Source organism: Caballeronia sp. Sq4a (assembly GCF_023170545.1).
Lineage (GTDB): Bacteria > Pseudomonadota > Gammaproteobacteria > Burkholderiales > Burkholderiaceae > Caballeronia.
Genome location: NZ_CP084250.1, coordinates 1,724,835 through 1,749,521, shown reverse-complemented (window position 1 = coordinate 1,749,521; position 24,687 = coordinate 1,724,835). Strand labels below are relative to the sequence as shown.

At 61.4% G+C, this 24,687-nt stretch carries 20 protein-coding genes, 2 tRNA genes and 2 rRNA genes; 12 read left to right on the top strand and 12 right to left on the bottom strand.

Features of this window, described 5'->3' with window-relative positions:
* The first annotated feature begins 8 nt into the window (after positions 1-8).
* The 6 genes from LDZ24_RS08315 (at position 9) to LDZ24_RS08290 (ending at position 5,284) form a co-directional block, all read left to right on the top strand.
* Positions 9-1,499 carry an NADH-quinone oxidoreductase subunit M gene (locus LDZ24_RS08315; RefSeq protein ID WP_175944094.1) on the top strand — a complete coding sequence of 497 codons (1,491 nt, stop codon included), beginning with the start codon at positions 9-11 and terminating at the stop codon, positions 1,497-1,499.
* Between the two features lie 25 nt (positions 1,500-1,524).
* Positions 1,525-2,997 carry an NADH-quinone oxidoreductase subunit NuoN gene (gene nuoN, locus LDZ24_RS08310; protein WP_248320043.1) on the top strand — a complete coding sequence of 491 codons (1,473 nt, stop codon included), beginning with the start codon at positions 1,525-1,527 and terminating at the stop codon, positions 2,995-2,997.
* Positions 2,997-3,317 (top strand): DUF2818 family protein, encoded by a 321-nt coding sequence (locus LDZ24_RS08305; protein WP_175944090.1) that lies wholly within the window; start codon positions 2,997-2,999, stop codon positions 3,315-3,317. The genes nuoN and LDZ24_RS08305 overlap by 1 nt, the downstream gene beginning before the upstream one ends.
* A gap of 49 nt (positions 3,318-3,366) precedes the next feature.
* Positions 3,367-3,963 (top strand): NUDIX domain-containing protein, encoded by a 597-nt coding sequence (locus LDZ24_RS08300; RefSeq protein WP_248320042.1) that lies wholly within the window; start codon positions 3,367-3,369, stop codon positions 3,961-3,963.
* A gap of 197 nt (positions 3,964-4,160) precedes the next feature.
* The gene (locus LDZ24_RS08295; RefSeq protein WP_248320041.1) at positions 4,161-4,610 is read left to right on the top strand and encodes a DUF1178 family protein; all 450 of its coding nucleotides are present in this window, start codon (positions 4,161-4,163) and stop codon (positions 4,608-4,610) included.
* A gap of 218 nt (positions 4,611-4,828) precedes the next feature.
* Positions 4,829-5,284, top strand: a complete 456-nt coding sequence (locus LDZ24_RS08290; RefSeq protein WP_248320040.1) for a MaoC family dehydratase — start codon at positions 4,829-4,831, stop codon at positions 5,282-5,284.
* Here LDZ24_RS08290 and LDZ24_RS08285 read toward each other — a convergent pair.
* From LDZ24_RS08285 to LDZ24_RS08250, 8 genes are all read right to left on the bottom strand, one after another.
* The gene (locus tag LDZ24_RS08285; protein WP_248320039.1) at positions 5,281-5,970 is read right to left on the bottom strand and encodes a glutathione binding-like protein; all 690 of its coding nucleotides are present in this window, start codon (positions 5,968-5,970) and stop codon (positions 5,281-5,283) included. The genes LDZ24_RS08290 and LDZ24_RS08285 overlap by 4 nt on opposite strands.
* 116 nt (positions 5,971-6,086) lie before the next feature.
* Positions 6,087-7,313 (bottom strand): acyl-CoA dehydrogenase family protein, encoded by a 1,227-nt coding sequence (locus LDZ24_RS08280; RefSeq protein ID WP_248320037.1) that lies wholly within the window; start codon positions 7,311-7,313, stop codon positions 6,087-6,089.
* Positions 7,314-7,335: 22 nt separating this feature from the next.
* A complete protein-coding gene (locus tag LDZ24_RS08275; RefSeq protein ID WP_248320036.1) occupies positions 7,336-8,439 on the bottom strand; it encodes a phosphotransferase in 1,104 nt (367 codons plus the stop codon).
* 34 nt (positions 8,440-8,473) lie between these two features.
* Positions 8,474-9,193 carry a histidine phosphatase family protein gene (locus LDZ24_RS08270; RefSeq protein WP_248320034.1) on the bottom strand — a complete coding sequence of 240 codons (720 nt, stop codon included), beginning with the start codon at positions 9,191-9,193 and terminating at the stop codon, positions 8,474-8,476.
* A gap of 4 nt (positions 9,194-9,197) precedes the next feature.
* Positions 9,198-9,986, bottom strand: coding sequence for an oxepin-CoA hydrolase, alternative type (locus tag LDZ24_RS08265; RefSeq protein WP_248320032.1), 789 nt, complete (start codon positions 9,984-9,986; stop codon positions 9,198-9,200).
* Positions 9,983-11,524 carry a 3-hydroxyacyl-CoA dehydrogenase gene (locus LDZ24_RS08260; RefSeq protein ID WP_248320030.1) on the bottom strand — a complete coding sequence of 514 codons (1,542 nt, stop codon included), beginning with the start codon at positions 11,522-11,524 and terminating at the stop codon, positions 9,983-9,985. Before LDZ24_RS08260 ends, LDZ24_RS08265 begins: the two co-directional genes overlap by 4 nt.
* A 62-nt stretch (positions 11,525-11,586) precedes the next feature.
* Entirely contained in the window at positions 11,587-12,768 is a 1,182-nt protein-coding gene (locus tag LDZ24_RS08255; protein ID WP_206466565.1) for a pyridoxal phosphate-dependent aminotransferase, read from the bottom strand.
* Positions 12,769-12,810: 42 nt separating this feature from the next.
* Complete coding sequence (locus tag LDZ24_RS08250) at positions 12,811-13,305, bottom strand: putative toxin-antitoxin system toxin component, PIN family (RefSeq protein WP_248320028.1); 495 nt, start codon at positions 13,303-13,305, stop codon at positions 12,811-12,813.
* 55 nt (positions 13,306-13,360) lie between these two features.
* Between LDZ24_RS08250 and yaaA the strand changes: the two genes are divergently transcribed.
* Both yaaA and LDZ24_RS08240 read left to right on the top strand, forming a co-directional pair.
* Positions 13,361-14,140 (top strand): peroxide stress protein YaaA, encoded by a 780-nt coding sequence (gene yaaA, locus LDZ24_RS08245; RefSeq protein WP_248320027.1) that lies wholly within the window; start codon positions 13,361-13,363, stop codon positions 14,138-14,140.
* A gap of 24 nt (positions 14,141-14,164) precedes the next feature.
* Positions 14,165-15,325, top strand: a complete 1,161-nt coding sequence (locus LDZ24_RS08240; protein ID WP_248320026.1) for a M14-type cytosolic carboxypeptidase — start codon at positions 14,165-14,167, stop codon at positions 15,323-15,325.
* Positions 15,326-15,412: 87 nt separating this feature from the next.
* Here LDZ24_RS08240 and LDZ24_RS08235 read toward each other — a convergent pair whose 3' ends face one another.
* The 4 genes from LDZ24_RS08235 to LDZ24_RS08220 form a co-directional block, all read right to left on the bottom strand.
* Positions 15,413-16,000 (bottom strand): BspC domain-containing protein, encoded by a 588-nt coding sequence (locus LDZ24_RS08235; protein ID WP_248320025.1) that lies wholly within the window; start codon positions 15,998-16,000, stop codon positions 15,413-15,415.
* Positions 16,001-16,147: 147 nt separating this feature from the next.
* The gene (locus tag LDZ24_RS08230; RefSeq protein WP_248320024.1) at positions 16,148-16,822 is read right to left on the bottom strand and encodes a hypothetical protein; all 675 of its coding nucleotides are present in this window, start codon (positions 16,820-16,822) and stop codon (positions 16,148-16,150) included.
* A gap of 67 nt (positions 16,823-16,889) precedes the next feature.
* Positions 16,890-17,699 carry a response regulator transcription factor gene (locus LDZ24_RS08225; RefSeq protein WP_248320022.1) on the bottom strand — a complete coding sequence of 270 codons (810 nt, stop codon included), beginning with the start codon at positions 17,697-17,699 and terminating at the stop codon, positions 16,890-16,892.
* A gap of 185 nt (positions 17,700-17,884) precedes the next feature.
* On the bottom strand, positions 17,885-19,096 hold the full coding sequence (locus LDZ24_RS08220) for a DUF2863 family protein (RefSeq protein WP_248320021.1): 1,212 nt from the start codon (positions 19,094-19,096) through the stop codon (positions 17,885-17,887).
* Between the two features lie 613 nt (positions 19,097-19,709).
* Between LDZ24_RS08220 and LDZ24_RS08215 the strand changes: the two genes are divergently transcribed.
* From LDZ24_RS08215 to LDZ24_RS08200, 4 genes are all read left to right on the top strand, one after another.
* Positions 19,710-21,241 (top strand): 16S ribosomal RNA (locus LDZ24_RS08215).
* A 65-nt stretch (positions 21,242-21,306) separates the two neighbouring features.
* Positions 21,307-21,383 (top strand) — tRNA-Ile (locus LDZ24_RS08210).
* 28 nt (positions 21,384-21,411) lie between these two features.
* Positions 21,412-21,487 (top strand) — tRNA-Ala (locus LDZ24_RS08205).
* A gap of 295 nt (positions 21,488-21,782) precedes the next feature.
* Positions 21,783-24,664 (top strand): 23S ribosomal RNA (locus LDZ24_RS08200).
* Together the 16S and 23S rRNA genes with 2 tRNA genes alongside form the textbook arrangement of a ribosomal RNA operon.
* Positions 24,665-24,687: the final 23 nt, after the last annotated feature.

Here is a 24,687-nt window from a genome sequence, read left to right as displayed (position 1 = left end):
GGGACCCTATGCACTCTTTTCCGATTCTCAGTGTCGCGATCTGGCTGCCGATCATCTTCGGCGTCCTGGTCCTGGCTGTAGGTTCTGACCGTAACCCGGCGCCTGCGCGCTGGGTCGCGCTGATCGGCTCGGTTCTCGGTCTGATCGTGACCCTTCCGCTGATCACCGGCTTCGATACGTCGAGCGCCGCGCTGCAATTCGTCGAACAGGCGAACTGGATCGAGCGGTTCAACATCACGTATCACCTGGGTGTCGACGGCATCTCGATGTGGTTCGTCGTGCTGACCGCGCTCATCACCGTGATCGTCGTGATCGCCGGGTGGGAAGTCATCACGGAGCGCGTCTCGCAGTACATGGCCGCGTTCCTGATCCTCTCGGGCATCATGATCGGCGTGTTCTCCACGGCCGACGGCCTGCTGTTCTACGTGTTCTTCGAAGCCACGCTCATTCCGATGTACATCATCATCGGCGTGTGGGGCGGCCCGAATCGCGTGTATGCGGCGTTCAAGTTCTTCCTGTACACGCTCGCCGGCTCCCTCCTGATGCTGGTCGCGTTGCTCTACCTGTACACGCAGACGCACACGTTCGACCTGGCCACGTGGCAAGCCGCGAAGATCGGCATGACGCCGCAGGTGCTGCTCTTCATCGCGTTCTTCCTGGCGTTCGCCGTGAAGGTGCCGATGTGGCCGGTTCACACCTGGCTGCCGGACGCGCACGTCGAAGCGCCGACCGGTGGTTCCGTCGTGCTGGCGGCGATCATGCTGAAGCTGGGCGCATACGGCTTCCTGCGCTTCTCGCTGCCGATCGCGCCGGACGCGAGCCACTTCCTCGCGCCCGTCGTCATCACGCTGTCGCTGATCGCGGTCATCTACATCGGCCTCGTCGCAATGGTGCAGGCCGACATGAAGAAGCTCGTCGCGTATTCGTCGATCGCGCACATGGGCTTCGTCACGCTCGGCTTCTTCATTTTCAGCCAGCTCGGCGTGGAAGGCGCGATCATCCAGATGATCTCGCACGGCTTCGTCTCGGGCGCGATGTTCCTGTCCATCGGCGTGCTGTACGACCGCGTGCATTCGCGTCAGATCGCGGATTACGGCGGCGTCGTGAACACCATGCCGAAGTTCGCCGCGTTCTCGATGCTGTTCGCGATGGCCAACTGCGGTCTGCCGGGCACCTCGGGTTTCGTCGGCGAGTTCATGGTGATTCTGGCTGCCGTGAAGTTCAACTTCTGGATCGGCTTCCTCGCCACGTTCACGCTGATTCTCGGCGCGGCCTACACGCTGTGGATGTACAAGCGCGTGTATTTCGGCGCGGTGGCGAACGACCACGTCGCGAAGCTCGCGGACATCAACAAGCGTGAAATGTTCATGCTGCTCGTGCTCGCGCTGTTCACGCTCTATATGGGCCTGCATCCGAAGCCCTTCACCGACGTGATGCACGAGTCGGTGGCAAACCTGCTCTCCCACGTCGCGCAGTCCAAGCTGCCGCTGGCTCAGTAACGCCGTGCGGAGGAACTAAAAGATCATGCAAAACGCCCCTATGAGTGTCCTGTTGCCCGACGGCATCCTGATGGCCGCCGTCGTCGTGGCCTGGTTGAACGACACGATGTTCGGTCCGTCGAGCCGCCGTACCACTTACGCGATCGCGCTGGTCTCGACCATCGTCGTCGGCGTGTGGTTCGCGTTCTCGGCGCTCGATCCGACGCCGCATTACTTTTTCGCGCGCATGTATATCGTCGATCCGTTCGCGAGCGCGATGAAAGCGGTCGTGACGCTCGGCTATGCGGTGTCGATCATCTATTCGCGCAAGTATCTGGAAGACCGCGATCTGTTCCGCGGCGACTTCTTCCTGCTCGGCCTGTTCTCGCTGCTCGGCCAGTGCGTGATGATTTCGGGCAACAACTTCCTCACGCTGTACCTCGGTCTCGAGCTGATGTCGCTGTCGCTGTACGCCGTCATCGCGCTGCGCAAGGACGTGCCGCAGTCGAACGAATCGGCGATGAAGTACTACGTGCTCGGCGCGCTCGCGTCCGGCTTCCTGCTGTACGGCATCTCGATGCTGTACGGCGCGACCGGTTCGCTCGAACTGAACGAAGTGCTGAAGGCCGTGGCGTCGGGTCGCATCAATGACGCGGTGCTGCTCTTCGGCGTGATCTTCATCGTGGCGGGCGTGGCGTTCAAGATGGGCGCGGTGCCGTTCCACATGTGGGTGCCGGACGTCTATCAAGGCGCGCCGACGGCCATGACGCTGCTGACCGGCGGCGGCCCGAAGGTCGCGGCGTTCGCGTGGGGCCTGCGCTTCCTGGTGATGGGTCTGCTGCCGTTCGCGGTCGATTGGCAAGAGATGCTGGTCATCCTCGCGGCGCTGTCGCTGATCGTCGGCAACATCACGGGTATCGTGCAGAAGAACATCAAGCGGATGCTGGCGTACTCGGCCATCTCGAACATGGGCTTCGTGCTGCTCGGCCTTCTGGCCGGCGTGGTCGACGGCAAGGTGACGGGCGCGGCGGGCGCGTACAGCTCGGCGATGTTCTACAGCATCATCTATCTCGTGACGACGCTCGGCACCTTCGGCATCGTGATGCTGCTCGCGCGCCGCGACTTCGAAGCCGAACAGATCGACGACTTCAAGGGCCTCAACCAGCGCAGCCCGGTCTTCGCGTTCGTCATGATGATCATGATGTTCTCGCTCGCCGGCATTCCGCCGACGGTCGGCTTCTACGCGAAGCTCGCCGTGCTCGAAGCGACGATGAACGCCGGTCTGACGTGGCTCGCCGTGCTGGCCGTGCTGACTTCGCTCGTGGGCGCGTTCTACTACCTGCGCATCGTCAAGCTGATGTACTTCGACGCGCCGCAAGACGCATCGCCGATCGTCGCGGATGGCCTCAATCGTTCGCTGCTGGCGTTCAATGGCTTGGCAGTGCTCGTGCTGGGTCTGGTTCCGGGTCCGCTGATGACGGCTTGCCTGCAAGCAATCACGCACACGCTGCCGCTGTAATGTCGGCTGCGGGCTGGTTTATCGTGCTGTTGGCGCTCGTCGGCGCCAACGTGCCGTTCCTGAACCAGCGCCTTTTCGCTGTCGTGCCGGTGCCGCTGCCGGCGCCGACGCGCCATCAGGCGGCGAAGAAGAGCGCGTGGATCAGGATCGGCGAGTTGATCGTTCTCTACTTCGTGGTCGGCGCGCTCGGCTTCATGCTCGAAGCGCGCGCCGGCAACCGTTTCGATCAGGGCTGGCAGTTCTACGCCATCACCTTCAGTCTGTTCGTGGTGCTCGCGTTTCCGGGCTTCACCTATCAATATCTCGTCAAACGCCGCTGATGGCTTCGCGCCCTCGGCGGCTGTTTGCTTAACCGGCACAGGGTGCAAGATGGCAGACCAGTTCACCGTTTCCGACAATGACGACGGCCTCATCGAGAAGAAGGTCAAAAGCGTCACGCTGCATGAAGGCAAGTTCCTCACGCTCAAGCGCGATACGGTGGCGTTGCCCGACGGCAAGCACGCCACGCGCGAGTTCGTGGAGCATCCGGGCGCGGTGATGATCCTGCCGGTTTTCGACGACGGCCGCGTGCTGCTCGAACGTCAGTTTCGTTATCCGGTCGGGCGCGTGCTGCTCGAATTCCCGGCAGGCAAGCTCGATCCGAACGAGGACGAGTTGACGTGCGCCAAGCGCGAATTGCAGGAGGAAACCGGCTATACCGCGCGCGAATGGATCTTCCTGACGCGCATTCATCCGGTCATTTCGTATTCGACGGAATTCATCGACCTGTATCTGGCGCTCGGTCTCACGGCTGGCGACGCGAAGCTCGACGAAGGCGAGTTCCTCGAAACGTTCATCGCGGACGAAGCGCAGTTGATGGCGTGGGTCAAGGACGGCACGATCAGCGACGTGAAGACCATCATCGGCGCGTTCTGGCTGGAGAAGATCCGCTCGGGCGAATGGCAGGCGGGCAGGGCGGCTGAGTAAGACGCGGGCTGGCTCTGTCATCACGGAAAGCGGCCGCGTTGGCCGCTTTTGTCGTTTTGACGCCCGCGCTCGGCGGCGAAAGCGCCGAACAGCTAGAATCTGAAGTCGCTCGCTCCTGTACGTCGCCGCATGACGAGCCAGCGCACGATCGTTCGCAAAACGCGATTCTGAGATAAACTCACCGAAGTCCCATCAGCATGAAGGTCCTCGATTTAAAGTGCTCGCACGAACATCGCTTTGAAGGCTGGTTTGCTTCGACCGAAGAATTCGAGTCGCAGCTGGGCCGCAAGCTGGTCGCGTGTCCCGTTTGCTCGACGACGGATGTTAGTCGCATGCCGTCCGCGCCGCGCCTGAACTTGTCTTCGGCGCGTGGCGAGGCGTCGGTGCAGGCGCAAGCGCCCAAGGCATCGCCGGATGCGGCCGCCATGCAGGCGCGCGCGCTCCAGTTCATGCGAGAGCTGATCGAGAAGACCGAGAACGTGGGCGAGCGTTTCGCCGAAGAGGCGCGGCGCATCCATTACAACGAAGCGCCGGCGCGCAATATCCGCGGCGTCACGACGCCCGAAGACGCGCACGCTTTGCTGGAAGAAGGCATCGAAGTAATGCCGCTGCCCGTGCCGGCCGCGTTGAAGGAGCCGCTGCAGTAAAGACTGACGCGGCGTCTTCCCGGCTTTGGCCCGACAAGGAGACATCGCGTATGAGTCGTCATTCCTTCGTTGCGTATCACGGCTGCCGTCTTGCGGCCGTCTCGCCTCGCATCGTCCCCAGAATTTCCCGTATCGATCGCACGGATCCCGCTTCCTCGAGCGCGATCCGGCGCTTCCTGCCGCCTTCGATTGTCTGCCACTAAAAAGAGGACCTACCCATGACCTACAGCTTCGAGGATTTTGAAGTCGGCGCGGCGGTGACGCTGAGCGCGCACACATTCAGCCGCGAGGAGATCATCGAGTTCGCCAGCCGCTACGATCCACAGCCGTTCCATCTGTCGGAGGAAGCGGGCAGGGCGTCGCATTTCGGCGGACTGGTCGCGAGCGGATGGAACACGTGCTCCGCGATGATGGGCATTCTCGTGCGCGACATGCTTGCCGATTCGACGTCGATGGGCTCGCCCGGTCTCGACAACATTCGCTGGCTCAAGCCCGTGCGCGTCGGCGATTCGGTGCGGCTCACCGTGCGCGTGCTGGACAAGCGCGTGTCGAAGAGCAAGCCCGATCGCGGCATCGTCTCGACACGCTGGGAAGCGCACAATCAGGACGGCGAACTGGTGCTGACGGTGGATTCGGCTGCGCTCTTCGGCCTGCGGACGCCTGCCGCGAGCTAGCGCTTCGCGTACTGCGTCGCGCCGAACAGCACTTCCTTCTCCTTGTCGGTGAAGGGCTTGCGTTCGCGCGCCAGCACCTGCACGCCGCGCTCGACGGCCGGCCGCGCCGCGATCGCATCGAACCAGCGCCTCACGTTCGGGAATTCATCCAGCACGATGCCCTGGTTCTCCCACGAACGCGTCCACGGGAAGGTCGCGATGTCCGCAATCGTGTACTCGTTGCCGGCGAGGTATTGCGTGACGCCGAGCTGCTTGTCCATCACGCCATAGAGCCGGCGCGCTTCGTTGGTGTAGCGGTTGATCGCGTAGTCGATCTTCTCGGGCGCGTAATTCCGGAAGTGATGCGTCTGTCCGAGCATCGGTCCGACGCCGCCCATCTGGAACATGAGCCATTGAATCGTCGTGTAGCGGCCGATGGCATCCGCGGGCAGCATTTTGCCGGTCTTTTCCGCGAGATACACGAGGATCGCGCCCGATTCGAATAACGCGAACGGCTTGCCTTCCGGGCCGTCGTTGTCGATGATCGCGGGAATCTTGTTGTTCGGGCTGATCGCGAGAAAGTCGGGCTTGAATTGGTCGCCCGCGCCGATATCGACGGGATGAGCCCGGTATTCGAGGCCGGTTTCCTCCAGCATGATGTGAATCTTGTGCCCGTTGGGCGTCGGCCAGCTATACACGTCGATCATGTGCGCTCCTCAGTCGTGCAGGTGACGCATTCACGCGCGGCTCGCGGAATGGCAGCGAAAATTAGAGCATGTTTGCGCGCGCCGTGCAGAGTCCGCCCGTGACTCGCAACGGTGAATCAGTCGCGCGGTTCCAGGTATTTCGCCAGTTCCAGTTTCGCGATGGCATTGCGATGCACTTCGTCGGGCCCGTCCGCGAGCCTGAGCGTGCGCGCCGATGCATACGCGTACGCGAGCGGGAAGTCGTCGCAGATGCCCGCCGCGCCGTGCGCCTGAATCGCCCAGTCGATCACCTGACACGCGACGTTCGGCGCCACGACTTTGATCATCGCGATCTCGCCACGCGCGCCCTTGTTGCCGACGGTATCCATCATGTACGCGGCCTTCAGCGTGAGCAGTCGCGCCTGCTCGATCATGATGCGCGCCTCGGCGATGCGTTCCTGCGTCACGCCATGTTGCGCGACGGGCTTGCCGAACGCGACGCGCGAAAGCGTGCGCTTCGCCATGAGTTCGAGCGCACGCTCCGCGAGTCCGATCAGCCGCATGCAATGATGAATGCGTCCCGGCCCGAGCCGCCCCTGCGCGATCTCGAACCCGCGACCTTCGCCGAGCAAGATGTTGGCGGCCGGCACGCGGACCTTGTCGAGCGTGATGTCCATGTGACCGTGCGGCGCGTCGTCGTAGCCGAACACGTTCAGCGGGCGATGCACGGTGATGCCTTTGGCATCCGCCGGCACGAGAACCATCGACTGCTGCGCGTGCTTCGGCGCGGCGGGGTCGGTCTTGCCCATCACGATAAACACCTTGCAGCGCGGATCGCCCGCGCCGGACGACCACCACTTATGGCCGTCGATGACGTAGCTGTCGCCGTCGCGCGCGATGCTGCAGCGGATATTCGTCGCATCCGATGACGCGACTTCCGGCTCCGTCATCAGAAACGCCGAGCGGATCTCGCCACGCAAGAGCGGTTCTAGCCATTGTGCTTTCTGCGCATCCGTGCCGTAGCGTTCGATCGTTTCCATATTGCCCGTGTCGGGCGCGCTGCAATTGAAGACTTCGGGCGCCCACGGCACGCGGCCCATGATCTCGCAAAGCGGCGCGTATTCGAGATTCGTCAGACCGGCGCCGCGTTCCGACGACGGCAGGAACAAGTTCCACAGCCCTTCGCCGCGCGCTTTGTCCTTCAACGCTTCGATGAGGCGCGTCGGAACCCACGCGTTGCCGGCCGCGCGATTCGCTGCGATCTCGTCGCGGAATGCGTTCTCGTTCGGATAGATATGCGCGTCGAAGAAAGCGAGCAATCTCCCACGCAACGCCTCCACTTTCGGCGTGTAGTCAAAGTTCATCGGCTCGTCTCCTGATCCGTTGTCATGCGCCGACTTTCTGCGCGTATTGCCACGCCAGTTCGGCCATCGGCCGGGCGCGGCGGCCCGCGTCGATGGCCTGCGCGCTCGCCGCCGTGCCATCCACGACGCGCTTCATGATGCCTTGCAGGATCGCGGCGATGCGGAACATGTTGTAGGCGAGATAGAAGTTCCAGTCGCCTTCGATGTTCAAGCCCGTCCGCTCGCAATAACGCGCGACGTACGCGGCTTCGTCGGGAATGCCGAGCGCGGTCCAGTCGAGCCCTGCGATGCCGCGGAACTGCGACGGATCGACATGCCACGCCATGCAGTGATACGCGAAATCGGCGAGCGGATCGCCGAGCGTCGAGAGCTCCCAGTCGAGCACCGCCAGCACGCGCGGCTCGCTCGGATGAAAGATGAGGTTGTCGAGCCGGAAATCGCCATGCACGACGCTCACCTTCGCCGCCGCCGCCGCCGACGACGGCACATGCTGCGGCAGCCAGTCGATCAGGCGATCCATCGCGTCGATTTTTTCGGTCTGCGACGCGACGTACTGCTTGCTCCAGCGCCCGATCTGCCGCTCGAAGTAGTTGCCCGGCTTGCCGTAGCCGGTGAGACCGGCGGCTTCGACATCGACCGTATGCAGCGCCGCGATGACGCGGTTGGTTTCGTCGTAGATCGAGGCGCGTTCGGCGGGCGTCATGCCGGGCAGCGACGGGTCCCACAACACGCGGCCTTCGACGAACTCCATCACGTAGAACGCGCGGCCGATCACGCTTTCGTCCTCGCACAAGGCGAGCATGCGCGCGACCGGCACGTCGGTGGCGGCGAGCGCATCCATCACGCGATACTCGCGCTCGATTGCATGCGCCGACGGCAGCAGCTTCGCGGCGGGGCCGGGTTTCGCGCGCATCACGTACGCGCGCGACGGCGTGACGAGCTTGAACGTAGGGTTGGACTGGCCGCCCGCGAACTGCGCGACGGCGAGCGGGCCCGCGAAGCCATCGACGTGCGCGGCGAGCCATGCCGCGAGCGCATCGGCGTCGAAGCGTTGGGCTTCGTGCACGGGGCGCGTGCCTTCGAATGCTGAAAAGTCGGAGTGCTGATTTGTCTCGTTGTCTGCCATCGTCTCCTCCGTTTTTGTATGCGCGATGCTTAGTTCATTCGCTCGCCTTGAACTTCACGAACTGCGCGTAGAGCAGTTCCATCGTGGTGTTTCGCACGTCCGCGTGCAGCGGCGAGGGCGGCGAATGATTGATGGCGTGCACGACCCAGTCGCCGGGTTTGTCGCCGACATCGAGCGCGTTGATGCAGCCCGTCGCCTGCGACAAATGCCCGAAGAACGCGCGCCCGCCCGCCGTGATCGCATGCGTGATCAGCGCGCGATTGACGCCGCCGTGCAGCACCAGCAGCACCGTGTCCCACGACGTGTCCGCGCGCAGCCGCGTCATGGCGGGCAACGCGCGGTCGAGCAACTGGCCGATGGTCTCGCCGCCCAGAAACTGCGTCTCTTCGGGCACGACGCCGTCGAACACGGAAAGAAACGCGCGCTCGATGTCGCTCGTGGAAAGGTTAGCGAGTCGTCCGCCGCGGATCTCCTGCCACTCCGGCCAGATTTCGATCTGCGCCGCCTGGCCCGTTTCGGCGAGCACGCGCTCGGCCGTTTCGATGGTGCGCGGCAGGCCGCTCGCCATCACGCGATCGAAGCGGACGTTCTGCGCGGCGAACTCGCGGCCCGCCGCGCTCGCTTCCTCGCGACCACGCGCGTTGAGCGGCACGCTTTCAGGGTCGATGGCGCGGCCGGTATCGTCGAAATAAGTCACGTCGCCGTGACGCATCAGGAAGATGCGCCGCCGCTTCGGCAGGTCGTAGTGAGCCATGATTTCAGCGATAGTTCGGCTGGCGCTTTTCGAGGAACGCGGTGATGCCTTCGAGCGCGTCCCCGCGATGAAGCGCATCCACGAAAGCGTCGCGCTCCGTATCGAGATGCGCGGCGAGCGGCTGCACGTCCGCCGCATTCATCAGCGACTTGATGCGCGCGAGCGCCTTGGGCGACACGCTGCCGAGATCGTCGGCCCACGCGATAGCGGCATCCAGCGCGATGCCTTTCTTCGTCAGCCGGTTCACGACGCCGACTTCGTGCAGACGCGACGCGCCGATCGGCTTCGCTTCGAGCAGCACCTCGCTCGCGAGCGTGCGCGGCAACGCGCGCGTCAGGAACCACGAAGCGCCGCCGTCCGGCGTGAGGCCCACGCGCGCATAGGACATGACGAACTTCGCGTCGTCGGCGGCGACGATCAGATCGCAGGCGAGCGCGAGCGAAAACCCCGCGCCGGCCGCCGCGCCTTCGACCGCCGCGATGACCGGTTTCGTCGATGCCCGCAGCGCGCTGATCCATTCCGCGAGCAGGTCGATGCTCTCTGCCTGCACCGACGGGTCTTTCGCGCGATTTTCCAGCAGCCGGTTCAGGTTGCCGCCCGCGCAGAAGAAGTTGTCCGCGCCCGTCAGCACGATCGCGCGCACGGAGTTGTCGCGCTCGGCCGTCGATAAGGCTTCGATGCCAGCCGCGTACATGTCCGGATGCAGCGCGTTGCGCGCGCCCGGATTGGACAGCTTCAGCACGAGCGTGGTGTCGCTGCCTGCGGGCCGGTGTGTCAGCAGTTCGGCGCTCATCGAAGCTCCTCGGTATGGGTAAGCGAAAGTCCGAGCTGCGCGCGGCGCGTGAGCCACGGAGAAGGGCGATAGCGGGGATCGCCGAGCGCGCTCTGGATGTTGTGCAGAATCGTGAGAATGGTCGTGGCGCCGAGCGAATCGCCGAGCGCGAGCGGCCCGCGCGGATAGCCCAGGCCGAGCGTCACCGCGAGGTCGATGTCCTCCGGCGTCGCGATGCCTTGCTGCGCGATGTCACAGCCGATATTCACGATGGTCGCGACCACCCGCTGCGCGACGAAGCCGGTCGAATCGCGGATGACGGTAACGGGCACGCCGTCGGCGGCGAAGAGCGCGTGCGCCGCGTCGCGCATGGCGGGCGTGGTCGCGGGCGTCGTCATGATCGTGCGGCGGGCGACGGTATCGAGCGGAAAGAGCGTATCCACGGCGACGACGCGCGTGGCGTCGAGATGTTCGGCGACGGCGGTCGTCGTCGCGTCGAAGCCGAGCGGCGTCACGACGATGAGCGAATCGGGCGCGGGCGCGTTGCCGGTGTCGATGTGCACGGCGGCGGCGTGCTTCGCGATTACTTTCAGCACTTGCTCGCGCGCAGCCGGCGACGCGCGGCTGATCCACACGCGCGCCGGCAGTTGCGTCGGCGCGGGCGGCTCGTCCGGCACTTGCTGCTTGCCTTCCACGTAGCGATAAAACCCTTCGCCCGCCTTGCGCCCGATGAGCCCGCCCGCGAGGCGCGTGCCGGTGATGGGCGACGGCGTGAAGCGCGGCTCCTCGTAGAACTGGTGATAGATCGACTCCATCACCGGATGCGAGACGTCGAGCGCGGTCAGATCCAGCAGCTCGAACGGCCCGAGCCGGAAACCGGCCTGCTCGCGCATGATGCGGTCGATGTCCGCGAAACTCGCGACGCCTTCGCCCGCCACGCGCAAGCCTTCGGTGTTCATGCCGCGACCGGCGTGATTCACGATGAAGCCCGGCATGTCTTTCGCGCGCACCGGCGTGTGACCCATGCGGCGGGCGAGTTCCATCAGCGCGTCGCCGGCTTTTCGGTCGCCGCGCAAGCCGTCGATGACCTCGACCACGCGCATCAGCGGCACCGGGTTGAAGAAGTGAAAGCCCGCGACGCGTTCCGGTTTCGCGCAGCCTGCCGCGATCGCGGTAATGGACAGCGACGACGTATTCGACGCCAGAATGCACGCGTCGCCGACAACCGCTTCGAGTTCGCGAAAGAGTCCGCGCTTGATCTCGAGATTCTCGACGATCGCCTCGACGACCGCGCCGCAGTCGGAGAGCGCGCCGATATCCTTCGCGTCATGGACGCGGGCAAGCGCGGCGTGCGCGTCCGCTTCCTTCAGCTTGCCCTTGGCGGTCAGCTTGTCGAAGGTGTCGGACAGATACGCGCGCGCGGCCGCGAGTGCTTGCGGATTCGCATCGTAGAGACGCACGGTCAGCCCGGCGAGCGCCGCGATCTGCGCGATGCCGCGCCCCATCGCGCCGCTGCCGACGATGCCCAACGTTTCGATCTTGTATTCCTGCGGACTCATGATGCGGTTCGACTCCTCGAAGTTCTCTGTGTTGTCTATTGTGTCCGGCAGCAAGACGACGCTCAGAGCTTGCGCAGTCGGTCCAGCGCGAGCGCGAGCGTCTCCTCCTTCTTCGCGAAGCAGAAGCGCACGACGCCCGACTCGTGAGACTCGTGATAGAACGCCGACACGGGAATGGCGGCGACGCCGATCTCGCTCGTCAGCCATTGCGAGAATTCGGCTTCGGGCATGTCGCTGATCGCCGAATAATCGACGCACTGGAAGTAGGTTCCGTCGCAAGGCAGAAGCGAGAAGCGCGTATCGGCGAGCCCTGCGCGGAAAAAGTCGCGCTTCTTCTGATAGAACGCGGGTAATTCCAGATACGGCTTCGGGTCTTCCAGATAGTGCGCGAGCCCGACCTGCATCGGCGTGTTGACCGTGAACACATTGAACTGATGGACCTTGCGGAACTCGGCCGTCAGCGCGACGGGCGCGGCCACGTAGCCGATCTTCCAGCCGGTCACGTGAAACGTCTTGCCGAAACTGGACACGACGAAACTGCGCTTCGCGAGCTCCGGATAGCGCGACACGCTCTCGTGCGGCGCGCCGTCGTAGACCATGTGTTCATAGACTTCGTCGGAGACGATCAGCAGGTTCGTTCCGCGCACGATGTCTTCGAGCTTGCGCATGTCCGTATCGCGCCACACGCGGCCTGTCGGATTGTGCGGCGTGTTGATCATCAGAAGGCGCGTCTTCGGCGTGATCGCGGCGGCGATCTTGTCGAAAGGCAGCGCGTAATCGGGCGCTTCGAGCGACACGAACACGGGCTTGCCGCCCGCGAGCTCGATGGCCGGCACGTAGCTGTCGTACATCGGCTCGATCACGACGACTTCATCGCCCGGATGCACGCAGCACAGCACGGCCGTGAGCAGCGCCTGCGTCGCGCCTGCCGTGACGGTGATCTCGCGGTCGGCGTCGTAAGCGCGGCCGTAGAGCGCCTCGATCTTGCGGGCGATCGCCTGCCGCAGCGGCGCGGCGCCCGACATCGGCGGATACTGGTTGTGGCCGTCGCGCATGGCGGAGGCGACGGCATCGACGATGCGCGCGTCGCAGTCGAAATCGGGGAAGCCTTGACCCAGATTCACCGCGCCTTTTTGCGCGGCGAGCGCGCTCATCACGGTGAAAATGGTCGTGCCGACGTTCGGCAGACGCGACGGGAAGGACAGATCGGGTGCAGCCGGATTCAGTTCGTGCGTAGCGTTCATAGCGTAGTAGGACGTGGGCTGAGCGGTAGTCACATGCGGTGATCAGGCGAGGGCGGCAAGGGCGACAAGGGCGGCGTGCGCTTCGAGCGCGGCGACGAACGGCTTCGGCTCGGCGATGCGAAACGCGAAGTCGCGCGCGACGCGGCGCGCGAGCTTCAGCACTGCGCGATCTTTCGAGACGAGCCAGTCCGCCTGCGATGCCTGCGCGAGTTCGAGGAACTTCTGGTCGTCGCGGTCGCGGCACTTCGGCAAAGGAGGCGCGTTTGGCGATGCTTCTGGGTCAACCAGCTGCGACAGACTCGCAAGCTTCTCGAGCGCCGCCGACTTGTCGATGCCCATGCGCACGAACTGCGGATAGTCGAACACGTATGTCAATTCGGCAAGGCATCGGGCGTCGATCAGCGCATCGAGCGCGCGGGCTTCGAGCGCGGCGCGGATCGGCCGCGTGGCCGGATCGTCGAACACGAGTATGTCGATCCACACGTTCGAATCGAGCACGACCCGCAGATTGTGAGGCGGCGCGGCGGAATTTTCCATTCGATACAATCGGGGGTTTATGCCTATGTCGCCGGCGGGGTGCCGGCGAGCCTCCATGATAATCGTTCTCTCGCCCGCTAAATCGCTCGACTACGAGACGCCCGCTCACATCAAGAAGCACACGCTGCCCGAATTCGTCGATGACGCCGCCGAGTTGATCGAAGGCTTGCGGCAGCTTTCGCCGCAGCAGATCGGCGGCATGATGGGCATCTCGGATCAGCTCGCGGCGCTGAACTTCCAGCGTTATGCCGAATGGTCGAAGACCTTCGACGCGCACAATTCGAAGCAGGCGGTGCTCGCCTTCAACGGCGATGTGTATGAAGGCTTCGCGGCGAAGACGCTGAGTTCCGCCGATCTCGACTACGCGCAGAATCATGTGCGCGTGCTGTCAGGCTTGTATGGACTGCTGCGGCCGCTCGACCTGCTGCAGCCGTATCGGCTGGAAATGGGCACCAAGTTTCCGAATGCGCGCGGCAAGGATCTGTACGCGTTCTGGGGCGAGCGCATCACGGCGGCACTCAACGAGCAGTTCAGGCGGCAGCGCGGCGCGCGCGTGCTGGTCAACTGCGCGTCGGAGGAATATTTCAAGTCGGTGAAGCCGAAGCAACTCGACGTGCCCGTCGTCTCGCCGGTCTTCGAGGACTGGAAGGGCGGCCGCTACAAGATCATCAGCTTTCACGCGAAGCGCGCGCGAGGTCTGATGGCGCGCTACGCGGTGCAGAACAGAATCGACGAGCCCGAGGCGCTGAAGGGCTTTGACAGCGAAGGCTACCGGTTCGACGCCAATGCATCGAACGATACGACTTATGTGTTTCGCCGCCGCGTCGCGGAGTGAGACAGGCGCATCGAGGACATCATCATGAGCATTTCGATTACCAGCAATTTCGACGCAGGCGCGATCGACGTCACCGACGCGAGCAATCCCGCGGACATTCGCCTGCGCGTGCGTCCGGACACGAAGGCCGACTTCGCGCAGTGGTTCTACTTTCGCGTCTCGGGCGCGCGCGGCGAGCGCCTCGTGATGACGTTCGAGAACGCGGCGCAGTGTGCCTTCGCCGATGGCTGGCGCGACTATCGGGCGGTCGCGAGCTACGATCGCGTGAACTGGTTTCGCGTGCCGACGCAGTACGACGGCCGCGTGCTGACGATCGATCACACGCCGGACTTTGATCGCGTGTACTACGCGTATTTCGAGCCGTATAGCGAGGAGCGCCACTCGGAGTTTCTCGGCGCGGTTCAGCAGATGCCGCATGCGACGCTGACGGAACTCGGCCGCACGGTCGAGAACCGGCCCGTGTCGCTGCTTACGCTCGGTCTGAACGACGAGGCGGCCGCGCGTCCCAGAAAGAACGTGTGGATCATCGCGCGCCAGCACCCCGGCGAGACGATGGCGGAATGGTTCGTCGAGGGACTCGTGAAACGTCTTGCAGGCTGGGGTGATTGGTCGGGCGATCCGGTCGCGCGGGCGCTCTTCGATCGCGCGGTGTTTCATATCGTGCCGAACATGAATCCGGACGGCAGCGTGCTCGGCAATCTGCGCACGAATGCGGCGGGCGCGAACCTGAATCGCGAATGGATGGAGCCGAGCGCCGAGCGCAGCCCCGAAGTGCTGGTCGTGCGCGACGCGATTCGTGCGACGGGTTGCGACATGTTCTTCGATATCCACGGCGACGAGGCTATTCCGCACGTGTTCGTCGCCGGCTCGGAGATGCTGCCGGCCTTCACCGAGCAACAGGCGAAAGAGCAGAAGGCGTTCGTGCAGTTCTTCAAGCAGGCAAGTCCTGACTTCCAGGATGTGCACGGCTATGAGAGCGGCAAATATCGCGAAGATGCGCTGAAGCTCGCGTCGAAGTACATGAGCAACGAGTACAAGTGCCTGTCGCTCACGCTCGAAATGCCGTTCAAGGACAACGCTGATCTGCCGGACGAGCGCGTCGGCTGGAACGGTGAACGCAGTGCGGCGCTGGGCGCCGCCATGCTGCAGGCGATTCTCTGGCATTTGCAGGCGTTCGCGGCGTGACGGCGGGCGCTACGGACAAACAATGAAAAGGGCGTGGCCGTCTTGCGATGGCCACGCCCTTTGTTCATGCCACGCCGCTTGGGCCGGCTAGTGTTTCTTCGACGCCTTTTTGGCGCTCTTGCCGCTGCTCGTGCTTTTACCTGCCGCCGCTTTCTTCGATGACGACTTCGTCTTCGCGCCGTGCTTGCCTTTCTTGCCGGACGTGCTGCGCGGCTCCGCATGCGGACGCAGCGGCGGAACCGGGTCGTTCCACCCGAAGGCGAGCATCTGACTGCCGACATAGCCACAACGGAATTTCAGCGGCGTCGGATCTTTCTCGCCGCTTTTCGCGACGCCTTGTCCTTCGACGGTCACGACATTATCGACCTTGATGCGCTGCTTCTTCTCGTCGAACGAGTCGTTCCACGGTTCGATGGTGGAATGCGATGAATCGAATGAAGCAGGGGGGAATTCGACATGATCGAAGGCCGCCGACGTGCTCGCGATGAAGTTGCCATGCGCGGCGCAATCCGCAACCAGCGGATTGGCGTTGAAATCGGTCACGAAGTGATGAACCAGTTCATTGCGCTCGTCGAGCGTATCGGCAAAGGCGGACGTCGCGCACAGAAGAGCGGCGCATACCGCGAACCGGCCGACGAGCCTCATCAGCCGGCGCGGTGCAAAGTTACTTTCCATCAATTTGGCGCTAAGAAGACACGGGCAAGTAAGATGCCTCGTGTGGGGAAGGAGTTCAATCTTATCGCACTTTGTGCGCGTTTCGGACCGCGGAGCATGCGAGAGGGCGTGGTCTGCGGCGCGCGCGGATGCGCTTTTAGATCGACGTCAAACCCGCGGACCACGGTCCAGGCGATAGCGGCGAACGTCGTACGTGGTGATCCACGCCGGCTTATACACCGTGATCAAAATGGTGAGAAGTCCGGTGAACAAGGACTCACCGGCACCGAGCAATAGCGCTCCGCGTGTGAATGCAGCGGGCACATTCACCGCACCGCCGGCAAGCGCTGCTTCGAGCAACACGGTCGTGCCGCAAGCAGCCGCCACTGCTGCGGCCGACACGATGAACCCGTGACCTGCGATGAAGGTGAACAGGTTGCGCGGCAACCATGCGTTGGACAGACGCTGCAGGAGTGTCGATACCGCGACCGGCACGGCACCGAAGAGAAGATACGTGATTGCGACCGAGAGCCAAGAGGCATCGAGCACCACGGCAGCGAGCCCTGTGCTCGCGGCCGTGCCGATGAGCGCGAGCCGCCAGTCGAAGAGCGTGACCATCAGCGTGGCGCCGAGCAGGTGGATGACGGGCCCGTCATCGAACCAAGCGTTACAGGCCCATAGCACCGTTACCGAGACGATCACGCCGAGCCAGACGTGCTGGAGCGTGGCGTCCTGCAGGCGATTGAACGGCCGCTGCACCAGGACGAGTGCAAGCAGCCCCGCGGCGACAATCCAACTGCCGACGGTCAGCCAAAGCGGTAGCGGTGTGTAGAAGAACCCCATGCCTGCATATTACTCGTTACGTTTGAAACGTGTGCGCAATCAACGAATTCGGATTCCGCGATTGTTGCTAGAACGACGCCTCGGGCTCTGCGGCCATGGGCAACGAAGCGCCTTCCTGGTTCTCGAGCGGCGGATATTTCGCGCGCCGCCTGCGCAGCGGGACCACGTTTGACTCGCCCGGCGTTGCGCGGACGGCTCGCTCGGTGCCGCTGCGCAGAATCTCCAGATACGAATTCTGCACGCCGTTGTAAATGGCGACTGCCGCCGCTCGGTTCGGTGCCCCTAGTTGCTGGAAGATACTCGCAAGATGAATCTTGACGGTGCCTTCGCTGATGCCGAGCGTCTTCGCGATCATCTTGTTCGTGCTTCCCATATGCACGCAGCGCATGATCTGTTGCTGGCGCGGCGAAAGCGTCGGATGAACGCGCGCGCTGTCCGGCATCGCCGCAAGGGCGTGCTGACGGCGAATCGGCAGATCGCGGATGGGCGCCAGATCGATGACATCCGGCGGAACGTAGTGACCGCCGATTAGCACCATTTCGAGCGCGCGCAGAATGAGGATGGGTTCGAGCGTGCGAGGAATCACGCCCATTGCGCCCGCGCTCATGAGCATGTAGACCTGTGCGGCGCCGGAGCGGTCCACCATGACCGCGGCGGGAACGGCGGGCGCGTTGTCGAGCAGCGTTTCGAGCTCGCTCATGCGCATGCTCTCCGCCCAATCGATCACGATCATGCGGGCCTCGATGCGCTTCAGCGCAGATCCCGCCTGCCGCCAATCTCTGACTTCGGTGAACTGCGCTTGACGTGCGACACGGCGCAGCAGTGTTTTGAGGCCCGCACGGCGCTCCGCGTCCGAACCCATGATGATTATTTTCATGCTCAACCTCTTGTCAATACATCCGACGCTCACTCGCGGCGGAACCGAACGCCAGCGAATGTCGGCGTTGACGTGATATTGACAAACTTCTTGCGATCGCGCCCCCTATCCGAATGGCATAGGCGAAAAGCACAAAGCCCCGCGCGAGGGCGGGGCTTTGTGGGCTACCGAAGCATTGACGCGTGTCAATGGAAGTGCGGCTGCGCGGGTTCGGCGTCCTCGGGCATCTCGGCGTGAACGATCTCGCCGAGCGGATCGGCGTAGAGCGGCACGCCGCAGTCATCGCAGAACTCCGGCTCGAAGCGTCCCGCGTGGCGACGGACGTCGGTGACGCCGGACTTTCTAAGCAGCTCGACGATCTCTTCGACCGGACCGTCAGCGCCTTCCAGTTCCGCTTCGTCTTCGAGGCCTGCCTCGCCGTTCTCGCGTCCGTACAGCGGCCAAACGACGCCGTAGATCACGTCGTTGCTGCCGCGCCGGGTGAATCCGATGCGATATTCGTCGATGCGGCGTTCGCCGAAGCCCGCAATGACCGCGCGCAATTCCTGAGGGGCGGCGCCGAGCGTATCGAAGAGATATCGAACAGCGGTGCGCACGGTGTGAGGGCGTACTTGCTCGTCGGCATCTCGGCACGCCGAATAATAGGCATCCGGCAACAAACATTCGAATTCGCAGCCGGGAAGAATGTTCGCGAAGCTGGCGCCGCCCTGAGCCGCCCATTGTTCGAGACACTGACTGCGCTCGATGCGCGCGCCGTTCTCGTCTTCCTGCCAGCGGAAGAATGCTTCGCCCGCCGGGACAACGGCGACGGCGAGCAGAAAGCGCGGATCGGCGAGAATCGGCGACGTCTCCGGCAAGTCAGCCAGATTCATGCGCGCGCTGGCAGCGCCGAGCGCCGCCTGCGTCAACTGTTGCGCGAGGCGCGCGGTGTCGACATGATGCCGCGGCAACTGGTCGATGCTATACAGATACGGCGCGACGGCGAGGCGTGCGCCGCCAGCCAGCACGTGCGCCTGCAACTGCGTGCGCAGCGCGTCGACAGCGTCGGCCTTGAGCGTGCCAGATGGAATCGCGTAGCGCGTCCACGCGAGCACCGGCGCCGCGATCAGGAGAGACTCGTGCGGCACGCCGTCGATATCCATCTTGAACGACTCGCTATGCGTTTCCGCCATATCGGCCAACGCGCCGTAGGCGTCGGGATGATTCTGCTGCAGGTGATCCAGCGCAGCATCAAGAGTGGTTTGGTTGCCGTTGCGCACCAGTTTGGCGATGAGGGTGTCGAGGCGGGCTTCCCAGAAGCGATCTTCGACGCGGCTGCCCGAGGCGAAAAGCGCGAGAGAGAGGCTGACGAGTTTGTCCGCGTCTGGTGGGAGGCGTTTAGCAGTTCGCGTGCGCATATCAATACAGGTTCATTGGGGCGAAGAACCTTTTATTGTAGTCGTTCGGGCGCCTGTTTTACGGGATGCGCGCGCCGGCCGATCGATAGGCGCGCGGGAGCCACGTCAATCGTTCAAGCGATCACAAATTATTCGGCCGAGCCCTTGCGGTTGGCGTTGGCACTCACTACAATTCCGTTCCTTCGCGATTCAACGAACGCGAAGGAAGCGGGAGTAGTGGTGTCGTGGTTGGGCTTGGAAGGTGAGAAGTGTTCTGAGCGCGGTTGACGAGTGAAATGCTTCAAAAACTTGTTGACACTGACCGAAACGACGTACATAATCTCGTTTCTCTGCTGCTGATGCAGCGACGCAAGACGAAGCGGTGCCAAGCAAAGTGCTTGGTGCGGCGAGGTGGAAAAGTCTTGGCGGATTGCTCTTTAAAAACTAACAGCCGATAAGTGTGGGCGCTTGATGGTGAGTGCAGCCGGTTCTTCGGAATGGGTCAAGCAAAAGTATCAAGAGTCTCACACGAAGTATCAGAGGAAGGTTTATCTGTCGAAAGACGGATTAATCATCGTCAGTACGTTGAGTGAGCGACCGGTTGGTAACACAACCGAAAACAGTAACAGGCATTGAACTGAAGAGTTTGATCCTGGCTCAGATTGAACGCTGGCGGCATGCCTTACACATGCAAGTCGGACGGCAGCGCGGGCTTCGGCCTGGCGGCGAGTGGCGAACGGGTGAGTAATACATCGGAACGTGTCCTGTAGTGGGGGATAGCCCGGCGAAAGCCGGATTAATACCGCATACGATCTACGGAGGAAAGCGGGGGATCTTTGGACCTCGCGCTGTAGGGGCGGCCGATGGCAGATTAGCTAGTTGGTGGGGTAAAGGCCTACCAAGGCGACGATCTGTAGCTGGTCTGAGAGGACGACCAGCCACACTGGGACTGAGACACGGCCCAGACTCCTACGGGAGGCAGCAGTGGGGAATTTTGGACAATGGGGGCAACCCTGATCCAGCAATGCCGCGTGTGTGAAGAAGGCCTTCGGGTTGTAAAGCACTTTTGTCCGGAAAGAAAACTTCGGCCCTAATATGGCTGGAGGATGACGGTACCGGAAGAATAAGCACCGGCTAACTACGTGCCAGCAGCCGCGGTAATACGTAGGGTGCGAGCGTTAATCGGAATTACTGGGCGTAAAGCGTGCGCAGGCGGTCTGTTAAGACCGATGTGAAATCCCCGGGCTTAACCTGGGAACTGCATTGGTGACTGGCAGGCTTTGAGTGTGGCAGAGGGAGGTAGAATTCCACGTGTAGCAGTGAAATGCGTAGAGATGTGGAGGAATACCGATGGCGAAGGCAGCCTCCTGGGCCAACACTGACGCTCATGCACGAAAGCGTGGGGAGCAAACAGGATTAGATACCCTGGTAGTCCACGCCCTAAACGATGTCAACTAGTTGTTGGGGATTCATTTCCTTAGTAACGTAGCTAACGCGTGAAGTTGACCGCCTGGGGAGTACGGTCGCAAGATTAAAACTCAAAGGAATTGACGGGGACCCGCACAAGCGGTGGATGATGTGGATTAATTCGATGCAACGCGAAAAACCTTACCTACCCTTGACATGGTCGGAAGTCTGCTGAGAGGTGGACGTGCTCGAAAGAGAACCGGCGCACAGGTGCTGCATGGCTGTCGTCAGCTCGTGTCGTGAGATGTTGGGTTAAGTCCCGCAACGAGCGCAACCCTTGTCCTTAGTTGCTACGCAAGAGCACTCTAAGGAGACTGCCGGTGACAAACCGGAGGAAGGTGGGGATGACGTCAAGTCCTCATGGCCCTTATGGGTAGGGCTTCACACGTCATACAATGGTCGGAACAGAGGGTTGCCAAGCCGCGAGGTGGAGCCAATCCCAGAAAACCGATCGTAGTCCGGATCGCAGTCTGCAACTCGACTGCGTGAAGCTGGAATCGCTAGTAATCGCGGATCAGCATGCCGCGGTGAATACGTTCCCGGGTCTTGTACACACCGCCCGTCACACCATGGGAGTGGGTTTTACCAGAAGTGGCTAGTCTAACCGCAAGGAGGACGGTCACCACGGTAGGATTCATGACTGGGGTGAAGTCGTAACAAGGTAGCCGTATCGGAAGGTGCGGCTGGATCACCTCCTTTCTCGAGCTTGATGCACGAAGCATTGAGCGCTCACGCTTATCGGCTGTGGTTTAGAAACAGGCTAAGGGTCTGTAGCTCAGTCGGTTAGAGCACCGTCTTGATAAGGCGGGGGTCGTTGGTTCGAATCCAACCAGACCCACCAACGGTCGAGGCATCAGATCCGCGACACGGGGGGATTAGCTCAGCTGGGAGAGCACCTGCTTTGCAAGCAGGGGGTCGTCGGTTCGATCCCGTCATCCTCCACCAATCTTCAATGCACAGCGTTCAGTTACTTGAGCGTTGCGCATTGGCGATTGCTAGCCAGTTGATGCTGTGGGTATTGCAAGACACCTATCGGCTAAACGTTCTTTAACAATCAGGAAGAAGTAGTAAAGAGATTATCTGAAAGCACTTAGAGATGGGTGCGAGTAGGGTAGTCAGGGTAGTGATTGTATCGATGTATCTCAAGCGATCGAAACAGATGAATTGGAATACGGCACAACGCGAATACTCAGCCTGTAGCGTGTGAGTCTGAAGCAGCAATGAGACACACTCGTTATAGGGTCAAGCGAACAAGTGCATGTGGTGGATGCCTTGGCGATCACAGGCGATGAAGGACGCGGTAGCCTGCGAAAAGCTTCGGGGAGCTGGCAAACGAGCATTGATCCGAAGATGTCCGAATGGGGAAACCCACTCCGTATGGAGTATCCATAGCTGAATACATAGGCTATGTGAAGCGAACGCGGTGAACTGAAACATCTAAGTAACCGCAGGAAAAGAAATCAACCGAGATTCCCAAAGTAGTGGCGAGCGAAATGGGAAGAGCCTGTACTCTTTATTTGTATTGTTAGCTGAACGCTCTGGAAAGTGCGGCCATAGCAGGTGATAGCCCTGTAAGCGAAAACAGTATGAAAGAACTAGGGGTACGACAAGTAGGGCGGGACACGTGAAATCCTGTCTGAAGATGGGGGGACCATCCTCCAAGGCTAAATACTCGTGATCGACCGATAGTGAACCAGTACCGTGAGGGAAAGGCGAAAAGAACCCCGGGAGGGGAGTGAAATAGATCCTGAAACCGCATGCATACAAACAGTCGGAGCCTGGAAACGGGTGACGGCGTACCTTTTGTATAATGGGTCAGCGACTTACGTTCAGTAGCGAGCTTAACTGATTAAGGCAGGCGTAGCGAAAGCGAGTCCGAATAGGGCGATCAGTTGCTGGGCGTAGACCCGAAACCAAGTGATCTATCCATGGCCAGGTTGAAGGTGCGGTAACACGTACTGGAGGACCGAACCCACTAACGTTGAAAAGTTAGGGGATGAGCTGTGGATAGGGGTGAAAGGCTAAACAAACTTGGAAATAGCTGGTTCTCTCCGAAAACTATTTAGGTAGTGCCTCGTGTATCACCTTCGGGGGTAGAGCACTGTCATGGTTGTGGGGTCCATTGCGGATTACTACGCCATAGCAAACTCCGAATACCGAAGAGTGCAATCACGGGAGACAGACATCGGGTGCTAACGTCCGGTGTCAAGAGGGAAACAACCCAGACCGCCAGCTAAGGTCCCAAAGATTGGCTAAGTGGGAAACGAAGTGGGAAGGCTAAAACAGTCAGGAGGTTGGCTTAGAAGCAGCCACCCTTTAAAGAAAGCGTAATAGCTCACTGATCGAGTCGTCCTGCGCGGAAGATGTAACGGGGCTCAAGCCAGTCACCGAAGCTGCGGATGCGAGTTTTACTCGCATGGTAGGAGAGCGTTCCGTAAGCCTGCGAAGGTGCGTTGAAAAGCGTGCTGGAGGTATCGGAAGTGCGAATGCTGACATGAGTAGCGATAAAGGGGGTGAAAAGCCCCCTCGCCGTAAGCCCAAGGTTTCCTACGCAACGTTCATCGGCGTAGGGTGAGTCGGCCCCTAAGGCGAGGCAGAAATGCGTAGCTGATGGGAAGCAGGTCAATATTCCTGCACCATTGTTAGATGCGATGGGGGGACGGATCGCGGAAGGTTGTCCGGGTGTTGGACGTCCCGGTCGCTGCATTGGAGAAGGTGCTTAGGCAAATCCGGGCACGTAATTCAAGGGTGTGGCGCGAGTGACTTCGGTCACGAAGCAATTGGAAGTGGTTCCAAGAAAAGCCTCTAAGCTTCAGTCTAACGATGACCGTACCGCAAACCGACACAGGTGGGCGAGATGAGTATTCTAAGGCGCTTGAGAGAACTCGGGAGAAGGAACTCGGCAAATTGGTACCGTAACTTCGGGATAAGGTACGCCCTGGTAGCTTGACTGGCCTGCGCCAGGAGGGTGAAAGGGTTGCAATAAACTGGTGGCTGCGACTGTTTAATAAAAACACAGCACTCTGCAAACACGAAAGTGGACGTATAGGGTGTGACGCCTGCCCGGTGCCGGAAGATTAAATGATGGGGTGCAAGCTCTTGATTGAAGTCCCGGTAAACGGCGGCCGTAACTATAACGGTCCTAAGGTAGCGAAATTCCTTGTCGGGTAAGTTCCGACCTGCACGAATGGCGTAACGATGGCCACACTGTCTCCTCCCGAGACTCAGCGAAGTTGAAGTGTTTGTGATGATGCAATCTCCCCGCGGCTAGACGGAAAGACCCCATGAACCTTTACTGTAGCTTTGCATTGGACTTTGAACCGATCTGTGTAGGATAGGTGGGAGGCTATGAAACCGGAACGCCAGTTTCGGTGGAGCCGTCCTTGAAATACCACCCTGGTTTGTTTGAGGTTCTAACCTTGGTCCGTGATCCGGATCGGGGACAGTGCATGGTAGGCAGTTTGACTGGGGCGGTCTCCTCCCAAAGCGTAACGGAGGAGTACGAAGGTACGCTAGGTACGGTCGGAAATCGTGCTGATAGTGCAATGGCATAAGCGTGCTTAACTGCGAGACCGACAAGTCGAGCAGGTGCGAAAGCAGGTCATAGTGATCCGGTGGTTCTGTATGGAAGGGCCATCGCTCAACGGATAAAAGGTACTCTGGGGATAACAGGCTGATACCGCCCAAGAGTTCATATCGACGGCGGTGTTTGGCACCTCGATGTCGGCTCATCTCATCCTGGGGCTGTAGCCGGTCCCAAGGGTATGGCTGTTCGCCATTTAAAGAGGTACGTGAGCTGGGTTTAAAACGTCGTGAGACAGTTTGGTCCCTATCTGCCGTGGGCGTTGGATATTTGAAGGGGGCTGCTCCTAGTACGAGAGGACCGGAGTGGACGAACCTCTGGTGTACCGGTTGTCACGCCAGTGGCATCGCCGGGTAGCTATGTTCGGAAGAGATAACCGCTGAAAGCATCTAAGCGGGAAACTCGCCTTAAGATGAGATATCCCCGGGGCTTCGAGCCCCTTGAAGGGTCGTTCCAGACCAGGACGTTGATAGGTCAGGTGTGTAAGTGCAGTAATGCATTGAGCTAACTGATACTAATTGCCCGTAAGGCTTGATCCTATAACCAGTGTGTTTTGTCGGTC